Source organism: Mesorhizobium salmacidum (SeqCode), assembly GCF_037179605.1.
GTDB lineage: Bacteria > Pseudomonadota > Alphaproteobacteria > Rhizobiales > Rhizobiaceae > Mesorhizobium > Mesorhizobium salmacidum.
Window position 1 is genome coordinate 95,681 of sequence record NZ_JAPYKS010000005.1, and the last position, 15,683, is coordinate 111,363.

Annotated in this window: 18 protein-coding genes; 12 read left to right on the plus strand and 6 right to left on the minus strand. The window is 62.5% G+C overall.

What is annotated here, in order from left to right:
- Window positions 1-19 precede the first annotated feature (19 nt).
- The 3 genes from O7A60_RS08675 to O7A60_RS08685 all read left to right on the plus strand — a co-directional run bounded on the left by O7A60_RS08675 (window position 20) and on the right by O7A60_RS08685 (window position 3,517).
- Window positions 20-1,792, plus strand: coding sequence for a tetratricopeptide repeat protein (locus O7A60_RS08675; RefSeq protein WP_337105888.1), 1,773 nt, complete (start codon window positions 20-22; stop codon window positions 1,790-1,792).
- A 199-nt stretch (window positions 1,793-1,991) separates the two neighbouring features.
- A complete protein-coding gene (locus O7A60_RS08680) occupies window positions 1,992-2,792 on the plus strand; it encodes an alpha/beta fold hydrolase (RefSeq protein WP_337105889.1) in 801 nt (266 codons plus the stop codon).
- A gap of 110 nt (window positions 2,793-2,902) precedes the next feature.
- Window positions 2,903-3,517 (plus strand): hypothetical protein, encoded by a 615-nt coding sequence (locus O7A60_RS08685; RefSeq protein ID WP_337105891.1) that lies wholly within the window; start codon window positions 2,903-2,905, stop codon window positions 3,515-3,517.
- Here the strand turns inward: O7A60_RS08685 and O7A60_RS08690 are convergent.
- On the minus strand, window positions 3,501-4,430 hold the full coding sequence (locus O7A60_RS08690; RefSeq protein WP_337106052.1) for a metallophosphoesterase family protein: 930 nt from the start codon (window positions 4,428-4,430) through the stop codon (window positions 3,501-3,503). The genes O7A60_RS08685 and O7A60_RS08690 overlap by 17 nt on opposite strands.
- 53 nt (window positions 4,431-4,483) lie before the next feature.
- Here O7A60_RS08690 and O7A60_RS08695 point away from each other — a divergent pair, with 53 nt between their 5' ends.
- Window positions 4,484-4,981, plus strand: a complete 498-nt coding sequence (locus O7A60_RS08695; RefSeq protein WP_337105892.1) for an NUDIX domain-containing protein — start codon at window positions 4,484-4,486, stop codon at window positions 4,979-4,981.
- 1 nt (window position 4,982) lies between these two features.
- Here O7A60_RS08695 and O7A60_RS08700 read toward each other — a convergent pair whose 3' ends face one another.
- The gene (locus tag O7A60_RS08700) at window positions 4,983-5,975 is read right to left on the minus strand and encodes a glutathione S-transferase family protein (protein ID WP_337105893.1); all 993 of its coding nucleotides are present in this window, start codon (window positions 5,973-5,975) and stop codon (window positions 4,983-4,985) included.
- Window positions 5,976-6,242: 267 nt separating this feature from the next.
- Between O7A60_RS08700 and O7A60_RS08705 the strand changes: the two genes are divergently transcribed.
- From O7A60_RS08705 to O7A60_RS08725, 5 genes are all read left to right on the plus strand, one after another.
- Window positions 6,243-6,767, plus strand: coding sequence for a GNAT family N-acetyltransferase (locus O7A60_RS08705; protein ID WP_027146394.1), 525 nt, complete (start codon window positions 6,243-6,245; stop codon window positions 6,765-6,767).
- Window positions 6,768-6,867: 100 nt separating this feature from the next.
- A complete protein-coding gene (locus O7A60_RS08710) occupies window positions 6,868-7,629 on the plus strand; it encodes a 3-hydroxyacyl-CoA dehydrogenase (RefSeq protein ID WP_337105894.1) in 762 nt (253 codons plus the stop codon).
- Window positions 7,630-7,735: 106 nt separating this feature from the next.
- Window positions 7,736-8,503, plus strand: a complete 768-nt coding sequence (locus O7A60_RS08715) for a HugZ family pyridoxamine 5'-phosphate oxidase (protein WP_337105895.1) — start codon at window positions 7,736-7,738, stop codon at window positions 8,501-8,503.
- Between the two features lie 164 nt (window positions 8,504-8,667).
- A complete protein-coding gene (locus O7A60_RS08720; RefSeq protein WP_027146391.1) occupies window positions 8,668-9,012 on the plus strand; it encodes an ArsR/SmtB family transcription factor in 345 nt (114 codons plus the stop codon).
- Window positions 9,013-9,131: 119 nt separating this feature from the next.
- Window positions 9,132-9,926, plus strand: coding sequence for a TrmH family RNA methyltransferase (locus O7A60_RS08725; protein WP_337105896.1), 795 nt, complete (start codon window positions 9,132-9,134; stop codon window positions 9,924-9,926).
- A 40-nt stretch (window positions 9,927-9,966) separates the two neighbouring features.
- On the opposite strand, the gene O7A60_RS08730 is transcribed toward O7A60_RS08725, so the two are convergent.
- Window positions 9,967-11,121: a coiled-coil domain-containing protein gene (locus O7A60_RS08730; protein WP_337105897.1), complete on the minus strand. Its 1,155-nt coding sequence runs from the start codon at window positions 11,119-11,121 to the stop codon at window positions 9,967-9,969.
- Window positions 11,122-11,276: 155 nt separating this feature from the next.
- On the minus strand, window positions 11,277-11,813 hold the full coding sequence (locus tag O7A60_RS08735) for a DUF1134 domain-containing protein (protein ID WP_245262388.1): 537 nt from the start codon (window positions 11,811-11,813) through the stop codon (window positions 11,277-11,279).
- 384 nt (window positions 11,814-12,197) lie between these two features.
- Here O7A60_RS08735 and chpT point away from each other — a divergent pair, with 384 nt between their 5' ends.
- Both chpT and O7A60_RS08745 read left to right on the plus strand, forming a co-directional pair.
- Window positions 12,198-12,827 carry a histidine phosphotransferase ChpT gene (gene chpT, locus O7A60_RS08740; protein ID WP_027146387.1) on the plus strand — a complete coding sequence of 210 codons (630 nt, stop codon included), beginning with the start codon at window positions 12,198-12,200 and terminating at the stop codon, window positions 12,825-12,827.
- A 244-nt stretch (window positions 12,828-13,071) separates the two neighbouring features.
- Window positions 13,072-13,440, plus strand: a complete 369-nt coding sequence (locus tag O7A60_RS08745) for a response regulator (protein WP_027146386.1) — start codon at window positions 13,072-13,074, stop codon at window positions 13,438-13,440.
- Window positions 13,441-13,587: 147 nt separating this feature from the next.
- On the opposite strand, the gene ctrA is transcribed toward O7A60_RS08745, so the two are convergent.
- The gene (ctrA, locus tag O7A60_RS08750) at window positions 13,588-14,283 is read right to left on the minus strand and encodes a response regulator transcription factor CtrA (protein WP_006203583.1); all 696 of its coding nucleotides are present in this window, start codon (window positions 14,281-14,283) and stop codon (window positions 13,588-13,590) included.
- 451 nt (window positions 14,284-14,734) lie between these two features.
- Here ctrA and O7A60_RS08755 point away from each other — a divergent pair, with 451 nt between their 5' ends.
- Window positions 14,735-15,112, plus strand: coding sequence for a flagellar export protein FliJ (locus O7A60_RS08755; RefSeq protein WP_027146385.1), 378 nt, complete (start codon window positions 14,735-14,737; stop codon window positions 15,110-15,112).
- Between the two features lie 111 nt (window positions 15,113-15,223).
- On the opposite strand, the gene O7A60_RS08760 is transcribed toward O7A60_RS08755, so the two are convergent.
- Window positions 15,224-15,622, minus strand: coding sequence for a winged helix-turn-helix transcriptional regulator (locus O7A60_RS08760; RefSeq protein ID WP_140770061.1), 399 nt, complete (start codon window positions 15,620-15,622; stop codon window positions 15,224-15,226).
- Window positions 15,623-15,683 lie beyond the last annotated feature (61 nt).

Below are 15,683 nucleotides of genomic sequence, written 5' to 3' on the forward strand. Positions count from 1 at the left end.
ACTTCGAGAGGATCGACACTTGCAGCATGCCACGCCTGCCGCCCCCGCAGTGCGCGAAACATTGGAGCGACTGCTTGCCAGCGAAACGTTCGGAAGATCCGAACGGGCACGCAAGCTGTTGCGTTATCTTGTCGAACGCGAACAGGCAGGCGAAGCCGACAGGCTCAAGGGCTTTTCCATCGCCATGGATGTCTTCGGCAAGGATGGCGATTTCGATCCTTCGACCGACGCGGTGGTGCGGGTTCAGGCCGGCCGGCTGCGCGATTTGCTGCAGCAGTATTTTGCCAATGAAGGTGTTGCCGAGCCTGTCCGCATAGCCATTCCGCGCGGCGGCTATGTCCCGGCCTATGAGCTCAACGCAATCCGCTTGCCGGAGACGTCCCAATCCGCCATCCAGAACGGAGCGGCGGTGGCGGCTCCATCGGCGCAACGCGACACTGCCGAAAGTGCCATCCCGGCCGCTGCCTTGCCGGCACCGATGGTCGCGTCGGCGCCGGCGGTGGCACGTCACCTCAGATTTTTCTGGATGGCGATCGCCGTCGTCATTGCCATGCTCGGCGTTTTGATCCTGCGTCAGGGCAGCGGTGCGCTGCTGGCAGGCGGCGACCTTGCGGCCACGCTCGAGACCGCGGGCCTGACCGGCAGCGTCGCGTCGTCCAGCGAGGCCTTGCCGCTCGTCTACATCGCCGTCAAGGCCAGCGGCACGGATGCCAGCCGTGTCGCCGCAACGCTGCGCGCCGGCCTGAGCGGCTTCGATACGATCGACTTCATCGGTCGCGACACGGTCGACACGACCGATCCGGTCACCAATGCCACGAGCTTCATCTTCGACATTCTGCCTGGACCGGATACCGGTGACATCACTATCGAACTGCAGAGCGTGGCGACCGGACGGGTGCTTTTGTCGCGCAACCTGACCGCCGCCGACAGCGCACCCACCGCCGTCGAGAGCCGTATAGCCGGCATCTTGACGTCCGCTCTTCCCGATTCCGGCACGATCTATAGCTATCTCGAACAGAGCGGCATACAAGCCGGCCTGACGCGGTGCCTGTTGTTCAACGGCAAATACTATCTCGACCAGAACGCCAGGACCCACGAGGCCGCCTATCGCTGCCTCGAAAACCTCGCCGAAAACGGCGCCAAATCGTCGCTGGTTTATTCCGAGCTCGCTTCGTTGCAGCTTGAGGCCGTGAACGACCACTACGCCTACCCGCCGGATGCGACGATCGACAAGGCGCTTACATTCGCCCACCGCGCCGTGCAGATGGGACCGACCAGCCCCAACGCGCATCGCGCCTATGGCTACATCTATTCGCGACTTGGCAATGCCGACGAGGCGCTGCGCTGGATGCGCAAGGCCTATGACCTTAATCACTACGATATAGCCATGGCTGCCGCCTACGGTTACGGGCTGATTTTCGCCGGCCGGTATGCCGAGGGGACGCCGATCCTGGCCCAGGCCGTGGACGCCTCCAGCGGTCATCCGACATGGTGGGATTTTGGACTTTTCGCCGGCGAACTCATGCTTGGCGACACGAACAAGGCGGCGATCGCCAGTTCCTCTCTGAGAACAACCGCAACGAAATCGCACTATCTTGCCGCCCGGCTGATCGGCGCCAAGATCGCCGGTCAGGACAATCTGGCGCTCAAGCTGCTCGACGAGCTGAACGCCAAATTTCCGAAATTCGCCGCCAATCCGCGCGCGACCTTCATTGACCGAAAATATCCGGCCGATCTGACCGAGCGCTTGGTCGGCGCGTTACGCGCCGCCGGACTCGGCAGCGCTGGCTAACGCCAAGCGATATCGACGGCGCTGAGCATTGTCGATTTCGTACGCACCGATCATCGAATATCGGTTAGCCGGCGAGTTCTGTCATCAACCGTACAAATCGCGAAAATTTTACTGGCCATCCCACTAGACGAGGCGCAATCCAGCCGCAATTGACTGTGGTCTCGCGTTTCTCATAGCCCTGCAACAAGCCCCCAGCTTCATGATTTCATCGCTTCATGCCACCGAACAAGGTGCCGGTTCGAAGACCATCGTCCTACTGCATGGTTTCGGCGGCTGCCACGATATTTGGCACGAAGTGGTCCCGTCGCTGTCGCCTGCCGCTCGCACACTCGCTTATGACTTGCCGGGGCACGGGCTGTCGCTTGATTTCCCCGGCGCCGGCCCGGCCAAGGTGGCGGCAAGGGCCGTCCTGGCCGATCTCACCGCGCGATCTCTGAAGCGCGTTCATCTGGTGGGCCACTCGATGGGCGGCGCGGTGGCGGCGCTGATGGCGCTGGCCGAGCCCGAGAAGGTGGCATCGCTGACGCTTCTGGCGCCTGGCGGCTTCGGTGCGGAGATCAATGGCCCGCTGTTGCGCCGCTTTGCCGCCGCGAGGGACCCATCCGCCATCCGGGCGTGCCTCGTTGCGATGTCGGGACCACTGACGCGGCCCATCGATCACACCGTGGACGCCCTCGGGGACATGCGCGAGCGACCTGGCCAGGTGGGGAAACTCATCGAGATTGCTGCCGCCATGACCAGCGACGACCGGCAGGGCGTCATCCCGCGCGACCGGTTGGACACCCTGACCATGCCGGTGATGGTGGTATGGGGCAGCGACGACCCTGTGCTGCCCGTTACCCACACGGATAATCTGCCCGCGCAATTTCATGTGCACCACGTGCTGGGGGCTGGCCATATGCTGATCGAGGAGGCGCCGGGGCTGGTTGCCACGATCATCCGGCGCAACATGAACCGCCGCGCCAGGCCCTTGCGCCCGAAACTCGCCGCGACCGGTTGACACGTCCCCGGGCGACCTCGCCCGGACGCCTCCCCGCCTTGATCTCGCCAGTGCATTTTGCCGGCGGCTGTGTTAACTGCATGTTAACCAAACCCGCGAGGCCGACGCCGATGAAGGACGCAGGCGAGAAGATCGATCCATCTAGCAAACTGTCCGACGCCATCCGTGACGTGAAGAACGCCTTCGCTGACCGCGACGATGTCGTCGTCGACATGCGCGAGGCGCACCGCATGCGCCTCGACCTCCTGGCCGCGGACCTCGCACCCGTCTTTGCCGATGTTCCAGCCGACATGGACAATTTCGACTTTGTCGTCTCCTCGGGGCTACAGCCGCGCCTGTGGATCGACGCCGTCAGCCATGTCGCGATGGGGCGCGACCGCCGCACTTACCGCTTCCTCAAGGACACACGCGTTGGCCGGGTCGTGCTTGCCGAATCGACCGAGATGAAACCTGTCGCCGATTCCGTGACGCGTTATGTCGCCGAGCGCATCGTCGAGCGCCGGAGGATGATGGAGGGGGGCGTCGAGCCGGCGGTCGCCGGCATGAGACGCGCCAAGGTCGCGGAAGCCGAGCCGCCGCTGCGAGCGTCGGCGCAAGGCAGGGGCTGGTCGGCCTTCCTGTCCGGCCTTGGGCTGATCGCCGCCGGCGGACTGGTTGGTCTCGCGGTGTCGGCTGCGCTGTTCTGGGACCGCCTCGCGGCCATGGTTCTCAACTGGCGGCCATAGCCGCGTCGGCCTCGACACCGAGCTCCAGGGTCTGCAGATCGGCAGGCGGTAGGGACGGCCCGGTCAAGCCGCGCCGCGTCAGGTGGATGCGCCAGTTTCCCTTTTCGCCGTCGATCTCGAACAGATTGTACTGCGCGGCGGGATGTTTGCCGCCCGGCGCCTGGCCGGCGGCGGCGACGCCGACGAACGGGACCTTCGCGCCGCGGAGCCCGATCTGGAACAGCGATGGCAGATGCGAATGGCCGTGCAGCACAAGCTCCGCGCCGTGGCGGCGGACGATCTTGTGGAAGCGGGCGATGCCGAACAGCCGCTTGTGTTGGGAGACGGCGCCCCGCACCGGCGGGTGATGGATCATGATCGCACGGAACAGCCCCTGCTTCGCTGTGCTCTCAAGGATCTTGCCGAGCCGAGCCGCCTGCTCCTCCATGAAGAAACCATTGGCCATGAAGGGCGCCGTGGCGCGCGCCGTCGAGACGCCGATCAGCGCGACATTGCCGCGCACGCGCAGATAGGGGAAGGCATTGCGATCGACCGGCGTGTTGACACCGTCGCCGCTCATCCAAGCCGCCCATGACCGGCAGATCTTGTCGAAGGCACCGGGCACATAGGCATCATGGTTTCCCGGCACGACCGAAACATCATGCGGCGCCCCAAGCGTCTCGAGCCAATGTTTGGCCATCTCGATCTCGCCGTCGAGCGCCAGGTTGACGAGGTCGCCGGTGACGGCGAGATGGTCCGGGTTTTGCGCCTTGATGTCTGCGACGATGGCATCGATGACGGCATCGTGCATGTGGCGGCGGCGATTGCGCTGCCAGTTGACATAGCCGAGCACGCGCTTGGACGCGAGATCGCGATAGGATACATCGGGGAGCGGCCCCAGATGGACATCGGAAATATGCGCGAGCCTGAACATTCCTCCTTCATAGGCGACGCGCACGCGGCTTTCCACCCACGGTTTCGCTACTGATGGCGACCGATGAGGAGGCTCCGTTCCGCCAGACCGGCTGGCCGGGTTTCAGGGCCCGGCTGTTCCATCTCCATTTCGTGCTGCGGCGGCCGATGACGCTCGGTGTGCGCGGCCTGATCCACGATGCCGCCACCAATTCCGTCTTCCTCATTCGCCACACCTATGTGCCGGGCTGGCAGCTTCCCGGCGGCGGCGTCGAGATCGGCGAGACGATGACCGAGGCGCTGGCCCGCGAACTCGCCGAGGAAGGCAACATCGCGCTGGCCGCGCCACCGGTTTTCAGATCGATGCATTTCAACCGCCGCGCCAGCCCCCGCGACCATGTCGGCTTCTACCTGGTCGAGCATTTCAGCCAAACCGCGCCGAAACTGCCCGACCATGAAATCGCCGAGGCCGGCTTTTTCCCGCTCGATCGCTTGCCGGAAAGCACGACGCCGGCAACGCTGCGGCGGATCGCTGAGGTTTTTAGGGGCGAGCCGGCATCGGCTTACTGGTAGGTCAGGCTGCAGCCTTCCTGAACCGCCCCCGATCATGCCGCGCACCATAGTCGAGCGCCGGCCCGACCGGTATGATCCGGGTCGGATTGATGATCGCGTGGCTGCCGTAATAATGCGCCTTGATGTGGTGCAGGTTCACCGTCTCGGCGACACGAGGCACCTGATAGAGGTCGCGCAGATAGTTCGACAGGTTCGGATAGTCGGCGATGCGGCGCAGGTTGCACTTGAAATGGCCGACATAGACCAGGTCGAAGCGCACCAGAGTGGTGAACAGCCGCCAGTCGGCCTCGGTAATGCGGTCACCAACCAGATAACGTTGCCTGGAAAGGCGATCTTCCAGCGCATCGAGCGTCGAAAACAGCTCGCCGAACGCCTCCTCATAGGCCGTTTGCGTGGTGGCGAAACCGGCGCGATAGACGCCATTGTTGATGGCGGGATAAACCAGCGCGTTGATTGCGTCGATCTCGCCACGCAAGGCTTCCGGGTAAAAATCGAGGCTGGCATCACCCCATTCGTCGAAGGCCGAATTGAGCATCCGAATGATCTCGGAGGATTCGTTGGAGACGATGGTCTGTTCCTTTTTGTCCCATAGCACCGGCACCGTCACCCGGCCCGAATAGGCCGGATCGGCCTTGGTGTAGATCTGGTGCAGGAAGTCGAGGCCGTAGAGCGTGTCCCCTGTCGCACCGTCCTCGGCCAGGAACGTCCAGCCATCAGCACCCATGAAATGGTGCACCACCGATACCGAAATAATGGCGTTCAGCTTCTTCAGCGCGCGAAAGATCAGCGTCCGGTGCGCCCAAGGACAGGCGAGCGAGACATAGAGGTGATAGCGGCCGGGCTCCGCCTTGAAGCCGCGGCTGCGGCCTCCGGCCGGTGTGCCGTCGCGCGTGATCCAGTCGCGCCACTGCGACTGCGCCCGCACGAACTTGCCGCCACTGTTTTTCGTGTCGTACCAGCGGTCCTGCCATTTGCCATCGACGAGCAATCCCATGAATTGTCCTTTCGCGTTTCCCGTCATGTAGGGCGCGATGCGGCAAGGCGGAAATCATCCAGGGCTGAACAGATCGTCAATCGGTAGGGCCAGCGAAGGCATCGATTGCGGCGGGCGAAAATTGATGCTAGCGGACACTCCGCATGTTCGATTTTGCCTTGATCCGGTTTGACCGACGACGAAAGGGCGCCCGCGCTTGATGAAGCGCTGACTGGCGAATGCTGCCGTTTGCAGCAACCTTTCCTCCTCTACCGGAACGCAAAGACCATGAGCCTTGCCGACGTGAAGTACCTGCCGGAAACTCCGGCGCACGATCCTGAAATCGAAGCCATCAACGACGAGGCCTTCGGCCCCGGCCGTTTCGTGCTGGCCGCCTACAAGATCCGCGAGGCCGGAGGCCACGAGCGCGCACTGTCCTTTGTCGCGGTCGACGGCGATCTCGTCGTCGCCTCGGTGCGTATGACGCGCATTGCGGCCGGTGCCGGCCGAGCGCTGATGCTTGGGCCGCTCGCGGTGCGGCCCGCCTTCAAGAATCTCGGCATCGGCCGCCGGCTGGTGGCAATCGCGCTGGAAGCGGCCGCCAAGGCCGGTGCGCCCGCCGTGATGCTGGTCGGCGACGAGCCCTATTACGGGCCGCTCGGCTTCAAGCGCATTCCACGCGGCCAGATCTCGATGCCGAGGCCTGTCGACCTCGACCGCCTTTTGTCGCACGAGATCACGCCGGGCGCGGTTGCCAGGCTCATGGGCGAGGTCGGTCACGCCAGCCAGGCCAGGGTCGCCGAGCACGCCTAGGGCGACGGCGAACTGCTCCATCTTGACCTTGTCGGTCGATCCGGGCCTGATCCGTCCCTGTTTTCATAGAAAAGCCCATACTCACAGGAAGGATGACGCCATGACCCCCAACGGCCAGATCGCGATCGTGACCGGCGGCGGCTCCGGCCTCGGCGAGGCGACCGCTCGCGCGCTTGCCGCCAAAGGGGCCCGCGTCGCCATCCTCGATGTCGGCATCGAGCGCGCGGCCAAGGTTGCTGCCGAGGTCGGCGGCATCGCCGTCCAGTGCGATGTTGCAAGTGCCGACAATGGCGCCGCCGCCCTCGCCGATGTCGCCGCCAGGCTGGGCGAGCCGCGCATTCTGGTCAATTGCGCCGGCATCGCCATCGGGGTGAAGACGATCGGCAAGGATGGACCCCATCCGCTCGACCAGTACCGCAAGGTGATCGAGGTCAATCTGATCGGCACCTTCAACATGATCCGCCTGGTTGCCGACCGCGCCGCGAAACTCGAGCCGCTGCAGGGCGGCGAGCGCGGCGTCATCGTCAACACCGCCTCGGTCGCGGCCTATGACGGGCAGATCGGCCAGGCGGCCTATTCCGCCTCCAAGGGCGGCGTGGTCGGCATGACGCTGCCGGTGGCGCGTGATCTCGCCCGTTCCGGCATCCGGGTCTGCACCATCGCGCCCGGCATTTTCAAGACGCCGATGATGGCCGGCATGCCGCAGGAAGTGCAGGATTCGCTGGGCGCCGCCGTGCCCTTCCCGTCCCGCCTCGGCGAACCATCCGAATATGCCGCGCTTGCCCTGCACATTGTCGAAAACCAGATGCTGAACGGCGAGACCATCCGCCTCGACGGCGCCATCCGCATGGCGCCGAAATAGGGCGTGTCGCCCAAAGGTGCGAAATGCGGCGGGTGCCTCCCCTTGCCAAGTTCGGCACGTCGGCTGATAAGTGGAATAGGAAAATCAACTTAGCAGGACGAGAACCTTGGGCGACCGGAAGAAGGATGTGATCCGCGAGACCGACGCCGAGGCGATCCGGTTGGCGAAAACGCTTCTGCGCAGCGCCCGCTTCGGCGCCCTGGCGGTGCTGGAACCAAGGACCGGATCGCCACTGGCGAGCCGGGTCGGCATCGCCACCGACATCGACGGCGCACCGCTTGTCCTGGTGTCGATGCTCGCGGCGCACACGTCAGCCCTGCTTGCCGATCCGCGCTGTTCCCTGCTGCTCGGCGAGCCCGGCAAAGGCGATCCGCTGGCGCATCCGCGGCTGACGCTGGCCTGCCAGGCATCGCGGCTGGAGCGCGGCTCGCAGGCGCATGCCCGTGCCGAGCGCCGCTATCTCAACCGCAATCCCAAGGCGAGCCTCTATGGCGGGCTCGGCGACTTTTCGATCTTTCGCCTTGAGCCGCAACACGCCAGCCTCAACGGCGGCTTCGGCAAGGCCTATCAGCTCGAACGGCTCGACCTTCTCACCATTGGGCCCATCATCGAGGAACTCGCCGGAAGCGAACAATCGGCCGTCGAGCACATGAATGCGGACCATCTCGACGCGATCGCCGTTTACGCCCGTCATTTCGCCAAGGCACCCGGCGACGGCTGGACTATTGCCGGTTTGGATGCCGAAGGCATCGATCTGGTGTCGGGAGACAATATTTGCCGGGTATTTTTTCCGCAACCATTGGTAATGGTCTCGGAACTGCGTCCCGCTCTGGTTGCCATGGCCAGGGCCGGCAGGGCCGCATCGGAGATATAAGGTGCGACTAAATTGCATTTGATCAAAAGCAACGCTTGAGATTTGAAAGAAATGTTCTAGGCTTAGATGTGGTGCTGACTCGTCGGCACCTTCACAAGTGAATTTATGGATTCAGGCACCATTGCCCCCATGGCGCCTCGATGAGCAAACAGCATGGGGCATCAATGGTCTCGACAAAGCTAATCGCCAACGCCGAATCGGCTGCCGAATTTCTGATGCTGATGGGCAACGAAAAACGGCTGTTGATCATGAGCTATCTGATCGACGGTGAAATGTCGGTCGGCGCCATCGCCGAAAAGGTGATGCTCAGCCAATCCGCTCTCTCGCAGCACCTGGCCAAGTTGCGAGCGCTCGACATCGTGGACACCCGGCGCGATCGTCAGATGATCTACTATTCCTGCAAATCCGATGCGGTGCGCGAACTGCTCACCATGCTGGATGGCATTTTCGGCAGCGGCAAGGAAGATCTGTCCCAGATGGCGCAGAGGTTGCGCCGCGCCGGGACTTGACCGCACGCTGCCGCGGCCGCTTACCTCGCTGACGATCTCCGGAGCGTGGCTCGTGTGTCTTTCCCGGCACACGAGCCACGCTCTTTATTGTTGAGCGGGACATGATTGTTGAGCGGGACATGGACCCAATACGCATCGACGATCCACGCGACCCGCGTGTCGCTGCCTATCTCGATATCCGCGAGCGCGATCTGGCGGGCCGGCAAGGCCGCTTCGTCGCCGAAGGCAAGGTGGTGCTCGACCTGCTTTTGTCGTCGCGCCGCTTCAGCGCCGAATCCATCCTGATCCTGGAAAACAGGCTCGGCGGCCTGGAGGACATGCTGCGCAAGGCACAAGCGGACCTGCCGGTCTACGTCGTCGCCGGTGCGGTGATGGACGCGATTGCCGGATTCCATATGCATCGCGGCATCCTGGCCATCGGCCGCAAGGAGACGCCGCACCCGGCCGCCTCATTGCTGGATGCCTTGCCCGCTCAAGCCTTGGTCGTCGTGCTTGTCGGCATCGCCAACCATGACAATATGGGTTCGATCTTCCGCAATGCCGCCGCTTTCGGCGCCGACGCGGTGCTGATGGACACGACATGCTGCGACCCGCTGTACCGCAAGGCGATCCGGGTTTCGGTCGGCGCCGCGCTCAAGATCCCTTTCGCGTCCTTCGCCGACACGGCTGAGTTCACGGCGGATCTCGATCGGCGGGGCTATGACCAGTTCGCACTGTCGCCGCGCGGCCGGATCGACATACGCGATGCACCGCGCCGCGAGCGGCTGGCGCTCTACCTCGGCACCGAGGGCGAAGGCCTGCCCGAAAGCCTGCTTTCCCGCTTGCAAACGGTACGGATCACCATGTCGAAAGGCTTCGACAGCTTGAACGTCGCTGCCGCCTCGGCCATTGCCTTGCATCATTTCTCGCGCTGACGATGATTTGAGTGCGACGAAGGCGGCCAGCCCACACCCGTCAGCTGGCTTCTGCCTTCTGCAAGGCGCGCACGCGGTCGGCGAGGCTGCGGTCATGACCGGCGGAGCGGTTTTCCTGCGGTGCCGCCAGCGCCTTGGCGATCTGCGAATCGGGGCCCTCGAGCTTGGCAGTCAGATGGACGACCTCCGCAGCCAGTTCGTTCATCTGCTCACGCAGCGCGGCGCCATTGCCATTCGTCAAACCCGACGATGCCGCGGCGCCGAGGTCCGCCTTCAGGCGCTTGTTCTCACGCGCCAGCGCCATAAGCCTGGCCTCCAGCCGCTCGCGGTCGCCGTCGAGCCTGGCAATCGCCCGGTCCACGTCGTCGCGCTTGCCGGCCTCGTCGTGCCGACCCGCTTCATCGGGCTTGCCGACCAGCCGCAAGGCCGATGCGCCGTCCTCGGCTGTCGCTTTTTCCCGCAACCGCGCCAACTCCTTTTCGCGCCGATCAAGCTTGTCCTCACGGTCGGCGAGCGTTGCGAGCAGCCGCTCGACCTTCTTGTCGAGTTCGGCGGTCCTTCTCTTCTCGGCCTTCAGGGCATCGCGCGCGGCCTTGCTTTCGGCGGCGATCTCCTGGCTGCGCCGGTCCGCTTCCTTGCGCTGGCCGCGCAGCAGCGAGATGTCGCTGGCGAGCTTCTGCAATTCGGATTCGCGGGCCACGAGCTCGATCTGGCGGCTGCTGGAGGCAAAACTGGCCTCGTCATACATGTGCTCCAGCTTCTGGATATCGAGCACCCGCCTTTCCAGTTTTCGTTCGGTTTCCTTGAGCCGCTCCGAAAGCTGATGCAGTTCCTCTTCGCGTTGCCGCAGCGCTTCGTTCTTGGCGCCGAGTTCGGCGAGCGCATGGTTCTTGTCCGTGCGCTCGACCGCCAGCCCCTTCAGCGCCTCGTGGCCGCGATTGATCTCGACGAGTTGTTCGGCCACTTTCTCGCGCAACGCCTTGACGTTGATTTCAAGTCGGCGCGTCGACATGGCGTACTCTGCCCGGATCCGGTCCTTGTCGGCTTGGATTTCAGCTCGCGTCAGCGGGATGGAGGCTTCGATGCGCCTGCGGGTCAGGGCGACGGCACGCCGCCAGACGGCCGGAGCCACCATCAGCGCCAGAAAGCTGGCACAGAGAAAGCCGAGGGCAAAGAACAGGACCGACTGAACCAAAGGACTACCCGTTATCGACGACAACTTGGAAGGCTGGACCGTGCCATCTTGGCATGGCGGAAATCCGGCACCGCGGCAAGGGCTTGCCGCGGCTCATTCGGGTCGTGGCTCGGGAATCCGGTCGAACGGTCCGGGTCTCCATCATATCGGACGGATCAGAACGGATTCCAGGTCGCCCGCTCGGTCAGTTTCAAGTAGCCGAGATTGACGCCGAGCCGGGCGCCGACGCCGGTACGGATCGGCACCAGCAGCACATTGTTGTTCTTCAGCACGTTGAAGCCGACACCCGCCACCACATAGGCCGAACCGGCGACGCCGCCATAGCGATTGTAGAGATTGCCGACATCGTCGAGATTGTAGACCAGCATCATCACGCGTGACCCCTCGCCGCCGAAATCCCAGCCCAGCGACGGGCCTTGCCAGAACACTTTGTGGTCGCCGGCATTCTTGGTGTAGAGCGTGCCTTCGCCATAGGTCAGGCCGCCGATCAGCGCACCGGATCCCTCCTCGCCGAGCAGATAGCCGTTGGGCAAACCGTAGGAGGCGAAAATCTTCTCCACGACCGTGGCCAACCCGCCCGACGTCGCGCCGAAGAACTTGTGGCCGGAATCGACAATCTCCTGAGCGGTGTACTCCTGGGCCCGCAAGGGCGATGTCGTGAAGACGAGAACGCCCATGAGCGTGAACGCCATTGAGAGGGCACGGAGAAAACTCCGGTCATACAATCGGGAAAACATGCTTCCAATCTCCGTCATGAAGCACTTTCGCCGACGCCTCGCATCCGTACGGCTCTTTAGGCGGCCGTTAAGGATGACTGTTAGGGGCAAACTATGCCGTAATCCTTTTTCAACCATTAAACTCCCACATGAAGATGGCGGTTCGAAGGCTGTTTGGCCGCTCAGGGGACACGCAGCCTGCGTGAATGCGCCATATGCCATGACGACAATTTGGATTTGTTGCTGCACGCGCGGGCGCTGTGTATTCAGAAAGCCTTGGGTTGAAGCGTGATTCGTGTGGGCAGGCGCGAAGATCGATCGCTCGGCCACGAACTGGAAGATTTTGCAGGGATTTCGCCGATGGCCGAACTGTTCACCCTTTCCGCTCCCGACCTGGCGGCGCTTTTGTGCAGCCGCGTCTGCCACGACATCATCTCGCCGGTCGGCGCGATCAATAACGGGCTTGAACTGCTCGACGAGGGCGGCGCCGACGAAGACGCCATGCGGCTCATCCGCCAGAGTGCGAAGAACGCCTCGGCCCGCTTGCAGTTCGCCCGGATCGCCTTCGGCGCCGCCGGCTCGGCGGGCATGATGATCGACACCGGAGATGCCGAGGCCGTCGCCATCGCCTTCCTCAAGAACGAAAAACCGGAATTGGTCTGGAACGGAATCCGAGCGCTGCTGCCCAAGAACAAGGTCAAGCTGCTGCTCAACCTGCTCCTGGTCGCCAATGCCGCCATTCCGCGCGGCGGCAAGCTGGTGGTGACGCTCGAAAATCTCGAAACCGAGCCGCGTTTTTCGCTTTCGGCAAGCGGGCCGATGCTGCGTGTGCCGCCGAAATTCCTCGAACTGCATTCCGGTCACAAGCCGGAGGAGCCGATCGACGCTCATTCGGTGCAGCCCTATTACACGCTGCTGTTGGCCCGCGAGGCCAACATGACGATTTCGATCCATGCAACGGCTGAAGAAATCGTCCTTTCGGTGGTCTGAGATCGGCATGGCAGCGCGACCGAACAAAGTATTTCAATCTGAAATATGTTATTGACACGGCAGTCGGGCGCGATGACCTTTGACACGCCGGCAACGTCGAAGCATCCGCAAGGAAAAATTAGCCTAGCGGCATCTTTGCAAAAATTTTACCTAACTGCTTTTCAGCTTCTTTACCAGATCGGTCTAGGCTGCGCCGCAGATGCCCCGCACGACCGGATTGTCCAAGGGCAAAGAGGACCCGGAAATGAAACGCTGCATGTTCGTCGACGATTCAAGCGTCATCAGGAAGGTTGCGAAACGCATCCTGGGCGGTTCCGACATGATGGTCATCGAGGCAGCCAGCGGACTTGACGCACTGGAGATGTGCGCCGCCGACATGCCCGACATCATCGTCATCGATGGCGCCCTGCCGGACGTGCAGGCGATCGACCTCATCCGGCGCCTGCGCGCCATGGAAAGCCCGATCAGGCCGCAGATCCTGATCTCACTGGTCGAGCTCGATATCGCGTCGATCATGCGGGCCAAGCGCGCCGGCGCCCAGGGTTATCTGTTGAAGCCCTTTAATCGCCCGCAACTGCTCGAACGCTTTCGCGCCTTGAAGATCGCTGCCTGAACGGAAGCTATTCAGGCAACCCGCGTGGCGGTCCGCCGACCCGCGGTGCATATCGGCCCACAATGCAAAACCCCCGAAGGTTGCGTCCAACTTTCGGGGGTCAGTTCACATCGCCAGGTTTTTTAAGAAAAGCTCTGCCGGCCGCGCTCAGGCGCTGACGCGGATGTCTTCCGGTTCGCGCAGCACATAGCCGCGGCCCCAGACGGTCTCGATGTAGTTCTGGCCACCGGACGCCGCGTCGAGCTTCTTGCGCAGCTTGCAGATGAAGACGTCGATGATCTTCAGTTCCGGCTCGTCCATGCCGCCATAGAGGTGGTTGAGGAACATTTCCTTGGTGAGGGTGGTGCCCTTGCGCAGCGAGAGCAGCTCCAGCATCTGGTATTCCTTGCCGGTGAGGTGCACGCGCTGGCCACCGACCTCGACGGTCTTGGCGTCGAGGTTGACGACCAGATCGCCCGTGGTGATGACCGACTGGGCGTGACCCTTGGAGCGGCGCACGATGGCGTGAATGCGCGCCACCAGTTCGTCCTTGTGGAACGGCTTGGTCATGTAGTCGTCAGCACCGAAACCGAGGCCGCGTACCTTGTCCTCGATGCCGGCCATGCCGGAGAGGATCAGGATGGGCGTCTTCACCTTGGAGAGGCGAAGCGTTCTCAAGACCTCGTAGCCGGACATGTCTGGCAGGTTGAGGTCGAGAAGGATGATGTCGTAGTCGTAGAGCTTGCCCAGATCGACACCCTCTTCGCCGAGGTCTGTCGTATAGACGTTGAAACTTTCCGATTTCAGCATCAACTCGATGCTTTGTGCGGTTGCACTGTCATCTTCTATCAGCAGAACACGCATTTCATTCCCCTTTTCTGCCGCCGGACCATTTCACGACCCGTCCTGCCCCGGAGCAGTGGTTGCCTTGTATAGAGGCTGCCATCGAATGGTTAACAAAACCTAATTTCCCGTCCAGTACGGTATCAGATTTTTTAACCCCTTTCTACACCCTCTTGAATCTAATAACGAATCACAGACCAAAATTCCTAATGCGACACATTAATAACCTGGACTAAGTGACTCCAGGGACTCATCGACGCGGCTTCGCTTCGGCGGCCGGAATTTTTACCCGGCCTTAAGCCCTGACACGTATGATTAACAATGCCCGTAAACGAATGGTTACCGTCGGCAAAAAACTTTAGGGTTTTGTTTCCTATAGTGCGGGGAAAGCCGGTGGATACGGGCAGCGCTTGGGCCTTTCCAAGTGGTTTGGACGATATGTGCGGGTGTGCGTTTCCGGGAGTACCGAATCATGAAGTCACGTGAAAACCTCGTTCGGCTGAAACAGTTTCAGGTGAATGAGAAGCGTCGCCAGATGCTGCAACTCGACATGATGATCGCCGAGTTCGAGCGCATGGCCGTCGAACTGGAGCTTCAGATCACCGCCGAGGAAAAGAAAGCCGGCATCACAGATATCAATCATTTCGCCTATCCGACCTTCGCCAAGGCCGCGCGCCTGCGCCGCGACAATCTCAGGAACTCGCAAGGCGACCTCGCCCAGCAGCGAAGCGCCGCCGAATCATTACTCGGCGAAGCTGAAGCGGAGCTTTCCAAGGCTGAGATGCTGGAATCGCGCGATACCAAGATTCGCGAGGCCGAAACCGGTGGCCGCAGCGCCATGATCGGCTGAACCAGCCGACATCGGCGCTATTTGGCGCGCGCACAAGCGCGCACACTGTCGGGCGACAGCCTGAATTCCGGCGCCGGCGGCCGCCACGAAAGCGCGGGTGGCACGCAAGACCTAGGCCGCCCAGTCCACCTCGTTTCCGGCGATCGCCCTTGCGCGGGCATCCTTGATATCGGGGGCATGCTGCTCCGCCCATGATCTGATCTGGGTAAGCAGTCCCGCCAGGTTCAGGCCGAGCTCGGTCAGTTCATATTCGACGCGCGGCGGAATGACCGGATAGACCTCTCGCCGCACCAGGCCATCACGCTCCAGCACACGCAAGGTCTGGGTCAGCATCTTGGGCGTGATGCCTTCGAGCTTGCGGGCAAGCGCGCCATTGCGCTGCCGGCCGTTGCGCAGCGCGCAGACCACCAGATAGACCCATTTGCTGGCCAGCATCTCCAAAACGGTATGCGACGGACATGTCCGCCGGAACGCGTCGTAGCCAAGGGGGGAGTCGCAATCACTATCCATGAGGTGCCTATATATCAAAAAGGTGCATACTGGACAATAGGCCCTTACTCTCCAAATGATA